This window comes from Parafrankia irregularis (assembly GCF_001536285.1).
Lineage (GTDB): Bacteria > Actinomycetota > Actinomycetes > Frankiales > Frankiaceae > Parafrankia > Parafrankia irregularis.
This window is the reverse complement of sequence record NZ_FAOZ01000003.1, coordinates 227012-244476: the sequence shown is the minus strand read 5'-3', so window position 1 is coordinate 244476 and position 17465 is coordinate 227012. Positions and strand designations below refer to the sequence as shown.

The 17465-nt window shown below is 69.5% G+C and carries 14 protein-coding genes; 9 read left to right on the top strand and 5 right to left on the bottom strand.

Annotated elements, in window-relative coordinates; all coding sequences use genetic code 11:
• The first annotated feature begins 595 nt into the window (after positions 1 to 595).
• Both AWX74_RS05985 and AWX74_RS05980 read left to right on the top strand, forming a co-directional pair.
• Positions 596 to 1636, top strand: coding sequence for an LLM class F420-dependent oxidoreductase (locus AWX74_RS05985; RefSeq protein WP_091272460.1), 1041 nt, complete (start codon positions 596 to 598; stop codon positions 1634 to 1636).
• A gap of 192 nt (positions 1637 to 1828) precedes the next feature.
• On the top strand, positions 1829 to 2752 hold the full coding sequence (locus tag AWX74_RS05980) for an alpha/beta fold hydrolase (RefSeq protein ID WP_226930870.1): 924 nt from the start codon (positions 1829 to 1831) through the stop codon (positions 2750 to 2752).
• 132 nt (positions 2753 to 2884) lie between these two features.
• Here AWX74_RS05980 and tyrS read toward each other — a convergent pair whose 3' ends face one another.
• The gene (gene tyrS, locus AWX74_RS05975) at positions 2885 to 4111 is read right to left on the bottom strand and encodes a tyrosine--tRNA ligase (protein ID WP_091272457.1); all 1227 of its coding nucleotides are present in this window, start codon (positions 4109 to 4111) and stop codon (positions 2885 to 2887) included.
• A gap of 856 nt (positions 4112 to 4967) precedes the next feature.
• Between tyrS and AWX74_RS05970 the strand changes: the two genes are divergently transcribed.
• From AWX74_RS05970 to AWX74_RS05955, 4 genes are all read left to right on the top strand, one after another.
• A complete protein-coding gene (locus AWX74_RS05970) occupies positions 4968 to 6179 on the top strand; it encodes an ABC transporter substrate-binding protein (protein WP_091272455.1) in 1212 nt (403 codons plus the stop codon).
• A 501-nt stretch (positions 6180 to 6680) separates the two neighbouring features.
• Positions 6681 to 7544 (top strand): SDR family NAD(P)-dependent oxidoreductase, encoded by an 864-nt coding sequence (locus AWX74_RS05965; protein WP_091272453.1) that lies wholly within the window; start codon positions 6681 to 6683, stop codon positions 7542 to 7544.
• Positions 7545 to 7565: 21 nt separating this feature from the next.
• Positions 7566 to 8123 carry a nuclear transport factor 2 family protein gene (locus AWX74_RS05960; protein WP_091272451.1) on the top strand — a complete coding sequence of 186 codons (558 nt, stop codon included), beginning with the start codon at positions 7566 to 7568 and terminating at the stop codon, positions 8121 to 8123.
• Positions 8124 to 8151: 28 nt separating this feature from the next.
• On the top strand, positions 8152 to 8706 hold the full coding sequence (locus tag AWX74_RS05955) for a nuclear transport factor 2 family protein (RefSeq protein WP_091272448.1): 555 nt from the start codon (positions 8152 to 8154) through the stop codon (positions 8704 to 8706).
• 141 nt (positions 8707 to 8847) lie between these two features.
• Here AWX74_RS05955 and AWX74_RS05950 read toward each other — a convergent pair whose 3' ends face one another.
• The 4 genes from AWX74_RS05950 to AWX74_RS05935 all read right to left on the bottom strand — a co-directional run bounded on the left by AWX74_RS05950 (position 8848) and on the right by AWX74_RS05935 (position 13245).
• Positions 8848 to 10032, bottom strand: coding sequence for an amidohydrolase family protein (locus tag AWX74_RS05950; protein ID WP_091272446.1), 1185 nt, complete (start codon positions 10030 to 10032; stop codon positions 8848 to 8850).
• 41 nt (positions 10033 to 10073) lie between these two features.
• Positions 10074 to 11342, bottom strand: coding sequence for an acyl-CoA dehydrogenase family protein (locus tag AWX74_RS05945; RefSeq protein ID WP_091272444.1), 1269 nt, complete (start codon positions 11340 to 11342; stop codon positions 10074 to 10076).
• Positions 11339 to 12523, bottom strand: a complete 1185-nt coding sequence (locus AWX74_RS05940; RefSeq protein WP_091272442.1) for an acyl-CoA dehydrogenase family protein — start codon at positions 12521 to 12523, stop codon at positions 11339 to 11341. The genes AWX74_RS05945 and AWX74_RS05940 overlap by 4 nt, the downstream gene beginning before the upstream one ends.
• Positions 12524 to 12636: 113 nt before the next feature.
• Positions 12637 to 13245, bottom strand: coding sequence for a TetR/AcrR family transcriptional regulator (locus tag AWX74_RS05935; RefSeq protein ID WP_091272440.1), 609 nt, complete (start codon positions 13243 to 13245; stop codon positions 12637 to 12639).
• Between the two features lie 381 nt (positions 13246 to 13626).
• On the opposite strand from AWX74_RS05935, the gene AWX74_RS05930 reads away from it, so the two are divergent.
• The 3 genes from AWX74_RS05930 to AWX74_RS05920 all read left to right on the top strand — a co-directional run bounded on the left by AWX74_RS05930 (position 13627) and on the right by AWX74_RS05920 (position 17465).
• Positions 13627 to 14910, top strand: coding sequence for a cytochrome P450 (locus AWX74_RS05930; RefSeq protein WP_397311293.1), 1284 nt, complete (start codon positions 13627 to 13629; stop codon positions 14908 to 14910).
• Between the two features lie 94 nt (positions 14911 to 15004).
• Positions 15005 to 16606 (top strand): SMP-30/gluconolactonase/LRE family protein, encoded by a 1602-nt coding sequence (locus AWX74_RS05925; RefSeq protein WP_091272438.1) that lies wholly within the window; start codon positions 15005 to 15007, stop codon positions 16604 to 16606.
• Between the two features lie 7 nt (positions 16607 to 16613).
• Positions 16614 to 17465: an SDR family NAD(P)-dependent oxidoreductase gene (locus AWX74_RS05920; protein WP_091272436.1), complete on the top strand. Its 852-nt coding sequence runs from the start codon at positions 16614 to 16616 to the stop codon at positions 17463 to 17465.

Below are 17465 nucleotides of genomic sequence, written 5' to 3'. Positions count from 1 at the left end.
CGGATATCGGAAGAAGGTCGCGGGAAGTTTTCGGCGCGTCTACTCCGTGCTCGGATGATTCAAAGTCCGAGGAGGGATGACGGAGCCCGCGCCAACCGTGCCCGAACCCCCGGGTTCGGATTTCGTTTTCTCTCGACCTGGTTTGGCGTGGGCTTCCCCGTTCCGCCGCTGTTCGAGAGCCCGCGCGCTGGGGGATTCTCGGCGGATCGGCTGGTCGAGACCTTCTCGAAGGTCGAGTTCAGCGAGACCGCGAAGCCATCGCGTGGCGGCGTGACCTGACGCCCACTCAGGCCTGGCCTGAACGGGCCTGGCCAGACCTGGGGCGGCGCGAAGCTGCTGAGCCGGTCATCTCCCAAGGTGCCCGATCCGCCCCTGCTGGTCGGCCGGCAGGGGCGGATCGGACGGCGGCGTCGAGGTGTTGTTGCCATCGGCGGTGGACAAGTGGCCCGTGACGGGTGCTGCCGGTAGCCTGCCGATCGCGACATGCCGCGACGCGGCCGACCGCTTGACGACGCAACGGGCTGCCGGGCGGCCGGGTTGCCGTCGCCGGGACGCTGGACTGACCCACCGGGTACGGAGCAGGAGGCGAGTTCCCATGCGGATCGGGATGCCGCTGAACTACAGCGGAGGTTTCACCGAGACGGTCGCCGAGCTCGGTGACTTCGAACGGGCGGGTCTGGGGATCGTCTTCGTCCCGGAGGCCTATTCGTTCGACGCGGTGAGCCAGCTCGGATTTCTGGCCGCCCGCACCGAACGGGTCGAGATCGCCTCGGGGATCCTGCCGATCTACACCCGGACGCCCACGCTGACGGCGATGACCGCGGCCGGGCTCGACTTCGTCTCCGGCGGCCGGTTCACCCTGGGCATCGGGGCGTCCGGCCCCCAGGTCATCGAGGGCTTTCATGGCGTGCCCTACGATGCGCCGCTCGGCCGGACCCGGGAGGTCGTCGAGATCTGCCGAGCGGTGTGGCGGCGGGAGAAGGTCGAGTACAGCGGTCGCTACTACACCCTGCCGCTGCCGCCGGAGCGCGGCACCGGCCTGGGGAAGCCGCTAAAGATCATCAACCGTCCGGTACGGGAGCGGATTCCGGTGCTCCTGGCCGCGATCGGCCCGAAGAACGTGGCGATGGCCGCGGAGATCGCCGAGGGCTGGGAGCCCTTCTTCTTCCACCCGGAGAAGGCCCGCGAAGTGTGGGGCGAGGCGCTGGCCGACGGCACGGCCCGCCGTGACCCGCAGCTCGGCCCGCTGGACGTCGTCGTCGCGGCGCCGTTGGCGATCGGGGAGGATCTCGACGGTCTCCTCGACCTGATGCGTCCGTCGGTGGCGCTCTACGTCGGCGGGATGGGCGCGAAGGGACGGAACTTCTACAACGACCTCGCCCGGCGGTACGGCTACGTCCGGGAGGCCGAGCTCATCCAGGATCTGTACCTGGCCGGGAAGAAGAAGGAAGCCGAGGCGGCGGTTCCGATCGAGCTGCTGCGGGCGACCGCTCTCATCGGGCCGGCCGGCTACATCCAGGAGCGGCTCGCCGCCTACGCGCAGGCGGGGGCGACAACCCTGAACGTGACCCCGCTCGCGCCCGACCATCGTTCCCGGGTGGCCGCCATCGAACAGGTGCGTGGCTGGCTCTCCTGACGGCAGCCCTGACCGTGGCGCCGAATCCGATCTCGGGTGGGCTGTCCCACAGACCGCGCCCGGTGCCCGCGGTCGCGGGCCGCGCAGAACAGTGGCGTGGTTTGCTGGACAGGCCAGTGACAGGAGGGGCCGGCGGACGGAACGCCCGCGGTTGCGACAAGGCCTGGCGGGATGAAGGGGACGAAGCGACCGATGATTCTGCGAGAGCAGGTGTCCTTCGACGGTGCCGGGGTACGCCTGGCGGGCGACCGGTGGGATCCGCCCGGCGGCGAGCGCAGGGGCTTCGTCCTCCTGTTGCACGGTGGCGGGCAGACCAGGCACTCCTGGCAGCGGACGGGGGAGCGGCTCGCCGGCCTGGGGTGGGCGGCGATCTCCGTCGACGCCCGTGGGCACGGCGACAGCGAGTGGGCGCCGGACGGTGACTACAGCCATCGGTCCCTGGTGGCCGACGTCGGGGCGGTCGCGCGCCAGCTCGATGAACCACCGGTCCTCGTCGGTGCGTCGATGGGGGGCATGGCGGCGCTCGTCGCCCAGAGCGAGGACCCGGGGCTCGGCCGTGCGCTGGTGCTGGTCGACATCACACCGCGGATCGAACCCGCCGGCACGGACAAGATCTTCGCCTTCATGTCCTCGGCGCCGGACGGCTTCGCGTCGCTGGAGGAGGCGTCCGACGCCATCAGTGCCTACAACCCGCACCGCAAACGGCCCACGAACCTCGAAGGTCTGAAGAAGAACCTGCGGCACCGGGACGGGCGCTGGTTCTGGCACTGGGATCCCGCCTTCATGACCATTCGTGACGAGGCGGAACGCGGTTTCAGCGAGCTGGCCACCAAGCGGGCGGCGTACCCCGCCGAAGCCGTCGTGCCGGCGCCATCCGCCCAGCCCGAACTGCTGTACGACGCCGCCCGGGCGATCCGGGTGCCCGCCCTGCTGGTCCGGGGCCGTCAGTCGGACATCGTCAGCGAGGAGGGCGCGGCGGAACTGCTGCAGCTCATCCCGCACGCCGAGTACGTCGACGTCACCGGCGCGGGCCACATGGTCGCCGGGGACGACAACGACGTCTTCGCGGGCAGGCTCGGTGGATTTCTCGACCGGCTTCCGCCCTTGGCCGGCTGAGCGGAACAGCCGAGCAACGGTCGGAACCCGCGCCGGAGCCGCCTGCGCCGAAGTCATCGGTGCGGTGGGCTCCGGCGCCGACCTGTGCGGGCGGCCGCCGGCCGACGGGGGTGCCGGCGGACCGGGCGCCGCTCAGTCCGCCGGGCTGTGTGAGACCTGGAACCAGCGGCGCTTGCCGAGCTTCACCGGCACCGGCTCGGAGCCCACGGTGATGACGGCGTCGGTGTCGTCGATCCGGTCGTCGCCCACGGTGACACCGCCCTGCTGGATGAGCCGCCGCAGGTCGCCGTTGGAGGGCCCCGCCCCGAGCAGGGTGCGCATGAGATCGAGGACCTTCATCGATGCGGTGTCGAGCACGACGCGCTCGGCGTCGGCGGGCACCTGACGGCGGCTGAAGGTCGTGATGAACCATTCCCGCTCGGCGGCGGCCGCGGACTCGCCGTCCCAACGGGTCACGATCGCGGTGGCCATGTCGTACTTCGCCTCGATCGGCGCGGTCTCCTGCTTGCTCAGCACCGCGCGGATCGCGTCCTCCGGCAGATCGCTGTAGACCGTGAGGTACTGGCCGACGTACTGGTCCGGAACCCGCATGAGACGACCGAACTTCTCGCGCGGGCTGTGATTGATGGCGACGTAGTTGCCGAGGCTCTTGCTCTGCTTCTCGCCGCCGTCGATACCCGGGGTTATCTTCGTGGTGATGACGACCTGCGGGGCCTGCCCCTCCTTCTCCTGGAGCGACCGGCCCATCATCTCGTTGAAAAGCTGGTCACTGCCGATGATGGTGAGGTCCGCGCGCAGGCACACCGAGTCCCAGCCCTGGATGATCGGGTATACCAGCTCGTGGGCGGCGATCGACTGGCCCTCGCTCATCCGCTTACGGAACATATCCCGCGAAAGCAGCCGGTCCACGGTGACCCGGGACATCACGGTCAGCAGCTCCGACGGTGTCATCGCGTTCAGCCACTCGGAGTTCGGCCGGATCTCGAGTAGTTCAGGATCGGTCCGCAGCACCCGGGTGGCCTGCTCCTGAATCTGCTTCGCGTTCGCCTCGATCTCCTCGCGGGCGAGGACCGGGCGCGTTTTGCTCTTACCGGTGGGGTCGCCGATCTGCGTCGTGAAGTCGCCGAGCAGAAGTACGACCCGGTGCCCGAGGTCCTGCAGCGCCCGGTACATCCACAGATTCACCGCATGGCCGATGTGAAGATGCGGCGCGGTCAGGTCGACACCGTATTTCATAATCAGCTGCCGGCCACTCAGCAGCCGCGTGCGCAGCTCTTCGAGCGTCAGTATCTCGTCGGTCGTGCGCGCGAACTCGCTGAGGAGGCGGTCGACGTGCGCCCGGTCATTGATGACAGACATCTGGATCCTTGTGAGAGCTGATAATGAATCATCGTATCATGGTCGAGGTGGGCGACCGCTGATCCGGGTGGCCGGCAAGGCGGCGGTGCCGGCTCCGTGCATTGACCGAAACTCCGTCCGGGAACCGCCGCTGAAGCGGTGCCGAAATCAACGGATTGGTCGTCGGCGTGTGATATCGGGTTCCACTCCCGGGGTGGTTGGACGACGGGTCCGGGTGTCACGGGTGACTGCGGTGCCCCTGGCCTTGTCGGACCCGAGGTGTCTGGGGCCGGACCCGAGGTGCCGGGTGAGCGGCCTGGGGCCGGCGGAGTCGGGGTGGCTGTCCTCCTGCCGCCGGCCTCGGCGTGCACTGTCCATAACGCGGTGCCCCAGGCCCATGGCGCGGTGCCCCGGGCGTACCGCGGGTGCCGGGAGGTGGCCGGCGGCCAGGTCTGATGGGCGCGGTGGTGGGCATCCGGGCAGTGCGGCGAGCCCCGCTTCTTGCTAGCCGTTCGGTAGGTACTGGGTGCGCTCTCATCGCAGTCGTTCGGGCCCGGAGGGTGATCGGCGAGTGCCGTGACGGGCCTGCTCCGCGGCAAGACTGGTTCGGATGGGCACCACGGGTAGCGACCGGCCTGCCCGTGGCTGGATTTCCGGTAACCGTTGATTGCGGCTCCGTGGGTTCTGTTGGGATTTCCCTGTGATGCTGCGAACCTCACACAAAGACAACTGTCCCTGCTCGTTAACATGCGAAACCATGTGCCCGGTTAACGGGTTGCGTGGATGGCCTGCGCCGTGGCCCACCCGGGCATTCGGTCATCTGCGGCTGCCGGCTTCCAGGCTCCGTTGTCGATGTCGGGTTCGCGTTGGAGAACAAATGACCTCAAGAAGACTGTCAGGGCTGTCGGGGGCTGTGGTGGCAGTCACACTTCTGGCGGGTGCGGCAAGTTGCAGTTCCGGATCCGGCAGCGATGGTGTGGCGGCCTGTACCGGGCCCGGTGTGACCGCGGACCAGGTCAGACTCGGCATGGTTCTCTCTGATTCGGGCCCCGGCAGCGACGCCTTTTCGTCGGCGCGTGCCGGCGTGAACGCGCGGCTTGGCGTGGCGAACACGGCCGGCGGAGTGAATGGGCGCCGAATCACCTATGAATGGCGCGACGACACCAGCTCGCAGCTGGAGAGCAATCAGGTGGCGCAGGACCTGGTCAAGGACGGGGTTTTCGGTCTTCTCCCGGTGACCACGGTGTTCGGTGACGCGCTGGAAAGCCTGAAGGACGCCGGTGTTCCGGTGGTGGGCTTCGCGTCACTGTCGACATGGGCGCGCTACCAGAACTTCTTCTCCTACGGGTACGTCGTCGACCCGACGGCCATCGCCCGCTACATCCAGCAGGCAGGTGGCAGCAAGGTCGGCTTCGTGATGACCGGTTCGGTGGACTCCGCGCTGCAGACCGCCCAGGAATACCGAGACGCCTTCGAGCGGTCCGGACTCAGGACGACCGAGACGGTTCCGTACGTGCACGGGGTCGACAGCCCGAACCAGACGATCTCGAAGCTGATCGCCGCCGATGCCGACACGATCATCGGTTTCACCGTCCCGACCGACCTGGCCGAGCTCGTCGTCGCGGCGCGGAACATGGGGATGAACCTGAAGTCGACCGTCTCGCTCGTCGGATATGACCAGAGCCAGCTGCCGACGGTGGGGCGGGATCTGGCGGGCGTCTCGTTCGACGTGCATTTCCGCCCGTTCGAGTCGTCCGACCCGGCCATCGAGAGCTACCGGGCCGCAATGGCCAAGTACTCGCCGGAGACCCAGCCGGCCCAGCAGTTCGCCATGCTCGGCTACATCTACGCCGACATGTTCGTCAAGGGGCTCGAACAGGCCGGCACCTGCCCGACCAGGCAGAGCTTCATGACCGGGCTGCGTGCGGTGCACGACTACAACGCGGGCGGTCTCATCGAGACGCTCGACTTCGCGACGAACGCCTCCGTTCCCCTGAGCTGCTACGCCTTCGTGCGTATCAACGCGACGGGCACGGATTTCGAAGTGGTCAACGAGCGCCTCTGCGGCGGCGGCACGGGCGGTCAGTAACCGCTGGTCCCCCGCGCGGCCCTGGAGTCACCTCGCCCAGGGTCGCGCGGGGCCGTGCCCCACCCCGCGTGGCCGAGCCTGGACGTCATCACGCCAGCGCCGTGACCCGCGTGCCGCGCGCGCCCGGCGCATATCGTCTCCCCGCGCCCCGCGCCCCGCGCCCCGCGCCCCGCGCCCCGCGCCCCGCGCCCCGCGCGGGGTCTTGCCTCTCGCTGGACGCGCGATGTTGATTCTGCGTCGGACCTGAATCGTCCCGAGTTCTATCACGCCTTGTTGACATGAAACAGATCTATCCTTGCAAGGATTGTGCCTTGTATCCTGACGTGCGTCGCCCACAGCACCGCCATCCGTGGGATGGAACCGCCCGCCCATCAGCCTGATGGCCGGTGGTGGCGGCACGCCGGACATCCGCGCACGCCGAGAACCGCCTTGGCGGCAATCCCGGGTGCGCCGCGGCGGGGCGCGAACAACCGAGGCATGAAAATCCAGACTGGAGTACTCATGGGCTCCCTTGTGGGAAAGGTCGCCGTCGTCACCGGCGCCAGCAGAGGAATCGGGAAGGGAATAGCACTCGCGCTCGGTGACGAAGGTGCCACGGTCTACGTCACGGGACGATCGGTGCAGCCGGGGTCGCATCCACTGCCGGGAACGGTGGGTGAAACCGCGGCCGAGGTGGACCGCCGCGGCGGCCGGGGAATCGCCGTGCAGGTCGACCACGCCGACGACGAACAGGTTGCCGCGCTGTTCGAACAGGTCGAACGTGAACAGGGCCGTCTGGACCTGCTGGTGAACAACGCCTTCTCGCTGCCCGAGGACCTGACGGAGCCGCGCCCGTTCTGGGAGAAACCACTTTCGAACTGGGAGATGGTGGATGTCGGGGTCAGGTCGAACTTCGTCGCGGCGTGGCACGCGGCCCGGCTGATGACCCCTCGACGGCAGGGGCTCATCGTCGCGATCTCAGGATTTGTCGGGGTGACCTACACCTACGGCGTCGTCTTCGGAACCTGCAAGTCCGCGGTCGACCGGATGGCGCGGGACATGGCGATCGAGTTGCGGCCGCACGGTGTGACCTCGTTGTCGCTGTGGCAGGGGCTCACCTTCACCGAGCGGGCCCGGCGGAACCTGGCCCGGGACCCGTCGATGACGTCGCAGCAGGTCACGGACCCTGCGATCGGCTGCTCGCCGGAGTTCCCCGGCCGCGTCATCGCCGCCCTGTCGGTGGACCCGGACCTGTTGGAACGGTCGGGCGGCACCTTCATCACGGCCGAGGTAGCGGCTGACTACGGCATCACCGACATCGACGGCCGGGTGATCCCCTCGGTGCGCGCGCAGCGTGGCTCGCCGATCTGGTCACCGGTGCGGTGAGAACCATCCCAAGGAGGAAAGATGACGACGGAGACAGGCCAGGAGAAGCTCGCGAGGCTTCTTGAGGTGCTTGACCGGCAGGACATCCTGGACTGCCTCACCCGGTTCAGCCGAGGTATGGACCGCTTCGATCGGGAGCTTTTCCTGTCCGCCTTCCACGACGATGCCGTCATCGCGGCTGGGCCGTTTGTCGGTGGGCCCGGAGAACTGTACGACTGGGCTTCGGCGCTGCACGACCAGGGGCAGGTGGCGACCCATCACAACCTGTTGAACGTCACGTATGACATCGACGGGGAGACGGCACACACCGAGACCTACTATCTGTTCGTCGGCCGTAACCGCGACGAGACCAACTGGATCGCCGGCGGTCGCTATCTGGACCGCCTGGACAAGCGTGCCGGAGAGTGGCGCATCTCGCTGCGTACGAACGCGGTGGAGTGGTCGGGGCTGGTTCCCACGCTCGACATCCCGTTCACCGACATCCCGGATATCCACCTCAACGGAACGCCTGGCCGCGGAAAGGGTGACCCCTCCTACCGGCGGCCGCTCACGAATCTGCGCGCCCCGCAGATCCCCTGAGCCGAGAAAGAACGAGGACCTTCAGGACATGAGCATCAATGCCGACACCGACAGTGCGACGGACACCGACGACCTGAGGTACGTCGTCGACCAGGCGCGGATCCGGGACTGTGTGGTCCGCCTCGCCCGCGGCGAGGACCGGCGCGACGCCGACCTGATCAGCAGCGCCTACTGGCCGGAGGCGACCGATGACCACGGTGTCTTCGTCGGGGCGCTGAACGAGTACCTGGACTGGGTGGTGCCGGGTGCCGAGGCGATCTCGGTGACCTTACACACGCTCGGTCAGAGCCTGATCGACATCCAGGGCGCGCAGGCATCGGTGGAAACCCATGTGACCGCCTACCACCGCATCGACCTGGGCGAGCAGGAACATGACATCGTGATCGGCGGGCGGTATCTGGACAGGTTCACCCGACGTGGGCGGGAGTGGCGCATCGAGCATCGCACGATGCTCTACGACTGGCTCCGGGACTTCGGGGAGTCGGTCGACTGGTCGCAGGGGGTGCTGGGCATGCCGTTCGTCGGTAACCACTACGTCGGCCGGTCCACCGGTGACCACAGCGTGACGTTCTTCGCCGGCTGATCGCCCGGAAGCGGGTGGCCCGTACCGGCTGGACCGGTGCGGGCCACCCGCGCAGCGCGGCGCGCGCTGTTCCTGCGGTGCCGCGCCTGCGGGGCGGCGCGTGCGGGGCGGGGCGGCGCGTGCCGCGTGAGCGGTGAGCTGCTACCTGCTCGCGGGGAGGTTCATGAGCCGGGCGAGGTTCTCGCCCATCATCTTGCGGACCAGTGGCTCCGGCAGATGCGCGAGCTCGTCCACATAGCTGAGCGGACTGGCCAGGCCCTCCGGGTGCGGATAGTCGGAGCCGAACAGCACGTGGTCCTCGCCGAGGAGCTCGGCCAGGGTGCCGAGGTCCTCCTCCCAGAACGGGCTGATGTAGATGTTGCGCCGCACGACGTCGACCGGGTTCTCCAGGAAGTCCTGCGGCATCTTCTTGTACAGGTTCTTCATGGCCGTGAGCAGCGGCGCGACCCAGCTCATGCCGTTCTCGACGATGGCGACCTTCAGCCGCGGGAACCGGGAGAGCGCGCCGTGGCAGACGAGCGCCGAGACGGCGTCCTCCACCGGCCGCCAGGCCTGCAGCATCTGGAAGGTGTTGGGCTGGAACGGCAGCATCTCGCGGTTGCGGCCCATCCAGTCGCTGCTGTAGCGGGCGTAGCCGCTGTCGGAGGAGTGCAGGGCGACGAGGATGTCGGCCTCCTGCACCCGTGCCCAGAACGGGTCGAACTCCGGCAGACCGAACGACCGTGGCCCGCGCAGCCCGGGAACGGGCGCGGGCCGGATGAGAACGACCTTGGCGCCGCGCTCGAGGACCCATTCGAGTTCCTCGATGGCCTTGTCGACGATCGGCAGCGTGATGACCGGCGTGGTGAAGATCCGGTCGGCGTAGTTGAACTGCCAGGTCTCGTACAGCCATTCGTTGAGGGAGTGCACGACGGCGTGGACGAGGTCCACGTCATCGCGCATCCGCTCCTCGAGCAGGCTCGCCAGCGTCGGGAACATGAGCGTGCGCGCCAGCCCCTGTTCGTCCATGAGCTTCAGGCGGGCGGCGGGTTCCCGCCAGGCGTCGATGGACCGCACCGGCTTGCCGAAGATCTCCCGCGCGGACTTCCCCTCGGGGTTTCCGTGACGGTAGTAGTCCTCCTGTGCGCCGGGCCGGGCGACGACGTCGAAGGTCGGGTTCGGAATGTAGTCGCTGATCTGGCCACGCACGACGATCTTCGTCCGGCCGTGCACGTCGACGTAGTCGATGGCGCCCTTGTAGCGTTCGGGCAGGAACTTCGTGAACGCGTCCCGGGTCTCGTATAAATGGTTGTCGGCGTCGAAGACCGAGATGTCGTGGATGGACATCGCACCTCCTGGGTGAACCTGTGAGGGGAGCTGTGGGGGAACTAACGGCCTGATCCGCCGCGCGGGACGTCGCGGAAGGCCCGGTCGCGGTCCATCGCCACCTCCCGCGGCATTCCGAGCACCCGCTCGCTGATGACGTTGCGGGCGATCTCGGTGGTTCCGCCGCCGATGCAGGTCGTCTGGCGCAGCAGGAAGTCGTTGCCGCACTCTGCGACGGAGCCGTCGTCCGCCGCCCAGGCGGCGCCGGCCGATCCGGCGATCTCGAACGCCATCGAGGTCACCCGGGTCGAGGAGAGCCCGGCGAACAGCCGCCCGATCGCCGCGGACTGGTCGGGCATCCGCCGCGCGGCGATACCGCGGCCGATCCGGCCCTGCAGCGCCTCGCGGACGAGGTCGATCACCCGGCCCTCGCCGATCAGCTCACGGGTGCGCGGGTCGTCGAGGCGCCCGGCGTCACGGGCCACATCGACCAGGAAGGTCGCGTCGACGCCGCCGTAGGACCAGCCGGCGGGCACGGTGACGAACGGCGAGTTGTGCAGCATCCGCTCGTGGAACATCCAGCGGGTGCCGACCGTCCAGCCGTCGTCGACCTCGCCGACCCGGTCGCTGTCGGGGACGCGGACGTCGGTGAGGAACTCCTGGCAGAACTCCTTGTTGCCGTTGAGCATCTCGATGCGCTGCACGTCCACGCCGTCCTGGCGGATCGGCAGGACGAAGACCGTCAGGCCACGGTGCTTCGGGGCGTCCCAGTTGGTCCGGGCCAGGCACAGCGCCCAGTCCGACCACCAGGCCCCGGTCGTCCAGATCTTGGAGCCGTTCAGGATCCAGTCATCGCCGTCCCTGACCGCGCTGGTCAGGACCCCGGCGACATCCGAGCCGCTGCTCGGCTCGGACAGGAACTGCATCCAGATCTCGTCGCCCCGCAGAATCGCGGGAAGGTGGCGCAGCTTCTGTTCGTCGGTGCCGAACTCCAGCAGCACCGCGGCGCACGGCGAGAACGTCGGGGCCTGAATGCGGGCCGGGTACTCGTAGCCCGTGATCTCCTCGTTGAACGCACGCTGATGGGCCGGGGTGAGGCCCTGCCCGCCGTACACACGGGGAAAGCAGATCCCGGCGAGCCCGGCGTCGAACAGCATCCGCTGGATCTCCCGCTCGCGGGCCACCTCGGCGAGCTCCTCGGCGTCCGTCAGGCGTGCCCGCATCACCCCGGTCTTCTCGCTCGTGACGAGCGGCGCCAGGTTCGCGCGAATCCAGGCCCGGGCCCGCGCCCGGAAGTCCTCGACGCCTTCCTGATCGGGGGAGGAAGTCATTCCTGCTCCTTGCGATGCTCGACGAGGCCGGCGACTCGCTGGCGGTGCTCGGCCGGAGTTCCGTACATGGCCCGGCTGACCGTGCCGCGGCGCAGGAAGAGATGCAGGTCGTGCTCGTACGTGACGCCGATCCCGCCATGGAGCTGGACGCATTCCTGCAGCAGCTCGGTGCCGTTCTCGCCGATGTACGACTTCGCCGCGCTGACCAGCTCGGCGGCCTCGGGCGAGCGGGCGTCCACCGCGGCGGCGGCCGCGTCGCTGATGGCGTGGGCGGCTTCCAGCCAGGTCTTCAGATCGGCGAAACGGTGCTTCAGCGCCTGGTAGGAGGCGAGCGGGCGCCCGTAGGAGTAGCGCTCGAAGGCCCACCGGACCGTCAGCTCGAAGGCGGCCTGCATGGCGCCGACAGCCTCGGCGCCGCTGATGACGATGGCGCGCTGGAGCTGGCGTTCGACCTGGTCGGCGGCCTCACCCACCGCGCCGACCACCTGGTCGAGGCCGACGCGCACGTCGTCGAAACTCACGGTGGCGAAGCGCCGGTTCAGCTCGACCGTGCGTAGCGGCTCGATGGTGAGCCCCGCGACGCCCGGGTCGCCGGCAGCACCGGTACCGCCAGTACCGCCGGGGGAGACCAGCACCTGGGTCAGGCCCCGCTCCCCGTGGGCGGTCACCAGCAGGTGGTCGGCCTGGCCGGCGGCCTCGACCGGGCGGGCGACGCCGCGCAGGACGAGGCTGTCGCCCTCCACCCGGTAGCTGACCCCGGTGCTGCCGAGCCGGTCCAGCGGCGGCGGGCCGCCCAGACACCAGGAGGCCACCGCGGTTCCGGCCAGCAGCTCGCCCAGCGCCGAGGCCTGTGCCGGGTGGTTCGCTCCGCCGGCCTCCGCCAGCGTCGCGGCCACGACGTTCGTCGAGGTCAGCGGCCCTGGTGCGGAGCGCAGCCCGAACTCGTGCGCGACCAGGGTCAGGTCGACGAGCCCGGCGCCGCTGACGGAGCCGCCGCCCTGCTCCTCACCGACGAGCAGGGACGTCCACCCCAGCTCGGCGCCGTCGCGCCAGTAGTCGGGTTCGAACCCCGCGGCGTTGGTGCGCAGCGCGCGCACGACGTCGGCCGGGACCCGATCGGCCAGGAAGCGCGCTGTCGCCTCCCTGAGCACCTCCTGGTCAGGACTCAACTCCAGCAGCATGACTCGTCACCTTGCGTCACGTGGCTCTCCGGCTCTCCGGCTCTGCCTCTGGCGCTGGCTCTGCGCCTCTGCATGCGCCTGTGCCTGCGCCTGCCGGTCGTCTGGTCAGCTCGTCACGATACGGACCGGCGGTCCACATCGGCAAGGGAAGGCGGCGCGACGCTGGGGAAGGCGAGCCGGTGCAGCCCGGTGCGGACCTGGTCGAGGGCCATGCCGCGCACGGACACCAGGTAGTCCACGACGTCGGCCCGCAACGCCGTGGACAGGATGTGGGTCAGGTACTCGGTGTCGTCGTGCGGGTGCGTGATGGTGAGCCGTCGCGCAAGCTCGTCCAGCCAGTACCGGCTCGACGAATGCGCGTAGTACGAGTGCGGCACCCGGTGCTCGAGGGCGCGGATCAGGGTGCGGTTGGCCCACACGAAGTCGAACAGCGTGTCGAGCAGGGCGTGCAGCGCCTCCAGTGGCTCACCGCCGGGCCCCACCGGTGGCGGGCCGTGGTGGACGAGCCGGCGCATCGCGGCGGCGCGGGGCAGCAGCACCGCCTCGATCAGAGCCGTGCGGTCGCCGAACCGCCGGAAGATCGTTCCCTTGCCGACCCCGGCGTGGCGGGCGATGTCGTTCATCGACACCTCCTCGACGCCGTCGCGGTCGAACAGCTCCGCGGCCGCCGCGAGGATCGCGGCCCGGTTACGGGCAGCATCGGCTCGCTCCGGTCCGGTCACCCTGCACCCCCTTCTCCATGGTTGACGAGGACGATCTTCCCGTCGACCTCTTGCCGATGTGGACCGCCGGTCCGTATCGTGACGGCCTAGTTCGTACGGCTGGCCGATCACGATGCGACATCCCCTACGCCCCAGGGCGGACCGTGGTGAGGCGTGGTGGTCGCCGGGCGATGATCCGGGGTGCCGGGCACCTGTCACCGGGCGCCCGCCCCGAGTCTGACCAGCACACCGGCATCGGTGCGCCGACAACAGCAGACCAGAAAACGACCGCCGGGGTCGCCCACTTCCCCGACGAGCAGGACCCACCTTCATGACCAGCAGGACACGACCAGCAGGACACGGCCAGCAGGACACACCGCCAGGCGGTGTCGAAGGGATGCGGTGCAGACGGTGAAAGACATCGAGGCCATCGACTTCTTCCGGGGCGACGAGCTCGTCGAGGACCCGTACCCGTACTTTCACGCGCTGCGTAACGAGTGCCCGGTCCGCAAGGAGCCGCATCACGGCGTCGTCATGGTCACCGGCTACGACGAGGCGGTCTCGGTCTTCCACGACTCCGAGCACTTCTCGTCCTGCATCTCGGTGACCGGCCCGTTCCCGGGCTTCCCCGTCCCGCTGGTGGGCGACGACATCTCCGAGCTGATCGAGCGGCACCGCGCCGAGCTCCCGATGAGCGACCAGCTGCCGACCTTCGACCCGCCGGTGCACACCGACCACCGCGCGCTGCTCATGCGGCTGATCACGCCGAAGCGGCTGAAGGAGAACGAGGAGTTCATCTGGCGGCTCGCGGACCGCCTGCTCGACACCTACCTCCCGCCCGGTGAGGGCGAGTTCATCAGCGGGTTCGCCGGCCCGTTCGCGCTGCTGGTCATCGCGGACCTGCTCGGCGTTCCCGAGGAGGACCAGGAGGAGTTCATGGACCGGCTGCAGCGCCGGCCGCAGACCGGTGGCGTCGGCACCACCGGCGACGACCACCTGACGCACTCGCCGCTGCAGTTCCTCTATGACCGTTTCAGCACCTACATCGAGGACCGCCGCCGCGACCCGCGCGACGACGTCCTGACGGGGCTGGCGACCGCGACGTTCCCGGACGGCACGGTCCCCGAGGTGATCGACGTCGTGCGGGTCGCCGCCAACCTGTTCTCCGCCGGGCAGGAGACAACCGTCCGGCTGGTCAGCACCGCGCTCAAGGTGATGGCCGAGCGGCCCGAACTGCAGGCGCTGCTGCGCCGCGAGCGTGACCGCATCCCGAACTTCATCGAGGAGACGCTGCGGCTGGAGAGCCCGGTCAAGGGCGACTTCCGGCTGTCCCGCGTCCCGGTCACCGTCGGCGGCGTCGACCTCCCGGCGGGAACCACGGTCATGGTGGTCAACGGCGCCGCGAACCGCGATCCGCAGCGGTTCGCCGACCCCGACACCTTCGACGTGTCCCGGTCGAACGCCCGTCAGCACATCGCCTTCGGGCGTGGCATCCACTCCTGCCCCGGCGCTCCGCTGGCCCGGGCCGAGGCACGGGCCGGCATCGAGCGGCTGCTCGACCGCACCAGCGACATCAGGATCTCCGAGCGCGTGCACGGCCCGGCCGACGCGCGCAACTACCGCTACCTACCGACGTTCATCCTGCGCGGCCTGACCCATCTGCAGCTGGAGTTCACCCCGGCCTGACCCGCCGGAGACGCGACGAGACCAGCACGCGACGAGACCAGCAACCGAAGCAAGTGCTCACCCAGACAACGAGGTTTCCGGGAGTACGTCACCAATGTCGTTATCAGGCGCGCGCTACACCAGTTCCACGTCCATCAGCCTCGCCGACGGGTGGAGCTTCGAACGGCTCACTCCGCCGAGCCGTCTGTTCGGCGCCAACGGACTGCGCACCGGCCCCGACGGCCGGGTCTACGTGGCGCAGGTAACCGGTAGTCAGATCAGCGCCCTCGACGTCGAGACCGGCGCGCTGGAGACCATCAGTGCCAAGGGCGGCGACATCATCGCCCCGGACGACCTCGCCTTCGGCCCGGACGGCAACCTCTACGCCACCGAGGTCATGGACGGGCGGGTCAGCGTCCGTGGCGCCGATGGCCAGAGCCGGGTGCTGCGCGACGACCTGCCCAGCGCCAACGGCATCACGGTCCACCAGGGCCGGCTGTTCATCAACGAGTGCCGCATCGGCGGACGTCTCATGGAGCTCGACCTGGCCGGCGGCGCGCCCCGGATCCTGGCCGAGGACCTGGCGATGCCCAACGCGATGGAGGTCGGCCCGGACGGCCTCCTGTACTACCCGGTGATGGGCACCAACGACATCTGGCGGATCCACCCCGACGGTGGCGAGCCGGAGCGGGTCGCCGGCGACCTCGGCGTCCCCGACTCGGTCAAGTTCGACGCCGAGGGCTTCATCGTCTCCACCCAGGTCCACAGCGGCCAGGTGCTGCGGATCAACCCGCGCAACGGCGACCGCACCGTGCTGGCCCAGCTGGAGCCGGGCCTGGACAACTGCACCTTCGTCGGGGACCGGCTGTTCGTCTCGAGATTCACCGGTGAGATCACGGAGATCCTCGGCGGTGGCGAGACCCGCACGACGCTGCCCGGCGGGCTGACCTGGCCGCTGGACCTGACCGTCGACGCCGAGGGCAACCTCTACGTCGCCGACGGCACCTTCTTCTACCTGCTGCCCCGCGGCGGCGGGCTGCAGACGCTCGGCATGCTGTTCACGCCGAACTACCCGGGCTTCGCGCGCAGCGTCCAGGCGGTCGGCGGGGGCGAGTTCATCGTCGGCACCGCCAGCGGCACGGTGGTGCGCTGGCGCCCGGCCAGCCAGGAGTCGGAGATCCTCGCCGAGGGCCTCGACCAGGTCTACGGTGTCGCGGTCGCCGCGACCGGGGCCATCGCCACCGCCGACTTCGGCACCGGCGAGGTGCTGCTCGTCCGCTCCGGCGGCCAGAAGGAGGTCGCCGCCTCCGGCCTGTCCAAGCCGCTCGGCGTCGCCTTCGCCCCCGACGGCACGCTGCTCGTCTCGGAGTCGGGCGCCGGCCGGGTCGTCGCGATCAGCGGTTCCAAGGTCGAACCGGTGGTGGACAACCTGTCCGACCCGCAGGGCATCCTGGTGCGCGGCGGCCGGCTCTACATCGTCGACTCGGGCAGCAAGGAGCTCATCAGCACGGACCTCAGTGGCAACGACCGGCAGACCATCGCCGGCAACCTGCCGCTCGGCGCCCCGGCCGGTGTGATCCCCAAGCCGCTGCGCGGTATGCAGCCGTTCTCTGGCCCGCAGGGCCCGTTCGCGGGCATCGACGCCGGGCCCGACGGCACGCTGTACGTCTCCGCCGACGCCGAGGGCAGCGTGCTGGCCCTCACCCACGCGGGCTGACGGCGCCATGACGAACAAGGACTTCTTCGGCCTGGACGGCCGCGTCGTCATCGTCTCCGGCGCGGGCGGCGGCGGCATCGGCACCTCGGTGGCCCGGCTCATCGCCACCGCCGGGGCGACCGTCATCGCGGTCAGCCGCTCCCAGGACAACCTCGACACCCATGTCGCCCCGCTCGCGGACGAGGGGCTCGCGGTCATCCCCGTCGCCGCCGACGCCGCCACCGACGAGGGCATCGCCACCGCCCTCGCGGCGGCCGAGCAGGCCAGCGGTGACCTGTACGGTCTGGTCAACATCGCTGGCGGCGCGGGGCCCGCGACCTGGATGCCCGCGACCCGGGTGACCCGCGCGGACTGGCGGGAGCTGTTCGCCTGGAACCTGGAGACGATGTTCTTCATGAGCCAGGCGGTCGCCGCCCGGCTGCGCTCGGCGGGCCGCCCCGGCTCGATCGTGTCGCTCTCCTCGATCAGCGGGATGAACTCCGCGCCGCTGCACATCGCCTACGGCACCGCGAAGGCGGCGCTGGTCGCCGCGACCCGCACCCTGGCCGTGGAACTGGCCGGGGAGAACATCCGGGTCAACGCGATCGCCCCCGGCGTGACCGCGACCCCGGCCTCGGGCACCTACGTCGACGAGGATCCGGAGCGTGACCGCCGGGCCATCGCGATGGGCCGGCGCGGGCGGCCCGAGGAGCAGGCCTCGGCAATCCTGTTCCTGCTCTCCGAGCTTTCGAGCTACATCACCGGCCAGACGATTCTGGTGGACGGCGGCCTCAACCTGAAGTGGACCCATCTCGGGGCCGACAACACGTCCCTCTTCCTCAAGGACGAGAACTTCCGCGCCGCCATCACGCGCCCCTAG

Coding starts and splice junctions, on each gene's coding strand:
- AWX74_RS05920 (WP_091272436.1), top strand. CDS start 16,614: ATGACGAACAAGGACTTCTTCGGCCTGGACGGCCGCGTCGTCATCGTC.
- AWX74_RS05955 (WP_091272448.1), top strand. CDS start 8,152: ATGAGCATCAATGCCGACACCGACAGTGCGACGGACACCGACGACCTG.
- tyrS (WP_091272457.1), bottom strand. CDS start 4,111: ATGTCTGTCATCAATGACCGGGCGCACGTCGACCGCCTCCTCAGCGAG.
- AWX74_RS05925 (WP_091272438.1), top strand. CDS start 15,005: ATGTCGTTATCAGGCGCGCGCTACACCAGTTCCACGTCCATCAGCCTC.
- AWX74_RS05940 (WP_091272442.1), bottom strand. CDS start 12,523: ATGCTGCTGGAGTTGAGTCCTGACCAGGAGGTGCTCAGGGAGGCGACA.
- AWX74_RS05945 (WP_091272444.1), bottom strand. CDS start 11,342: ATGACTTCCTCCCCCGATCAGGAAGGCGTCGAGGACTTCCGGGCGCGG.
- AWX74_RS05950 (WP_091272446.1), bottom strand. CDS start 10,032: ATGTCCATCCACGACATCTCGGTCTTCGACGCCGACAACCATTTATAC.
- AWX74_RS05985 (WP_091272460.1), top strand. CDS start 596: ATGCGGATCGGGATGCCGCTGAACTACAGCGGAGGTTTCACCGAGACG.
- AWX74_RS05980 (WP_226930870.1), top strand. CDS start 1,829: ATGATTCTGCGAGAGCAGGTGTCCTTCGACGGTGCCGGGGTACGCCTG.
- AWX74_RS05960 (WP_091272451.1), top strand. CDS start 7,566: ATGACGACGGAGACAGGCCAGGAGAAGCTCGCGAGGCTTCTTGAGGTG.
- AWX74_RS05970 (WP_091272455.1), top strand. CDS start 4,968: ATGACCTCAAGAAGACTGTCAGGGCTGTCGGGGGCTGTGGTGGCAGTC.
- AWX74_RS05965 (WP_091272453.1), top strand. CDS start 6,681: ATGGGCTCCCTTGTGGGAAAGGTCGCCGTCGTCACCGGCGCCAGCAGA.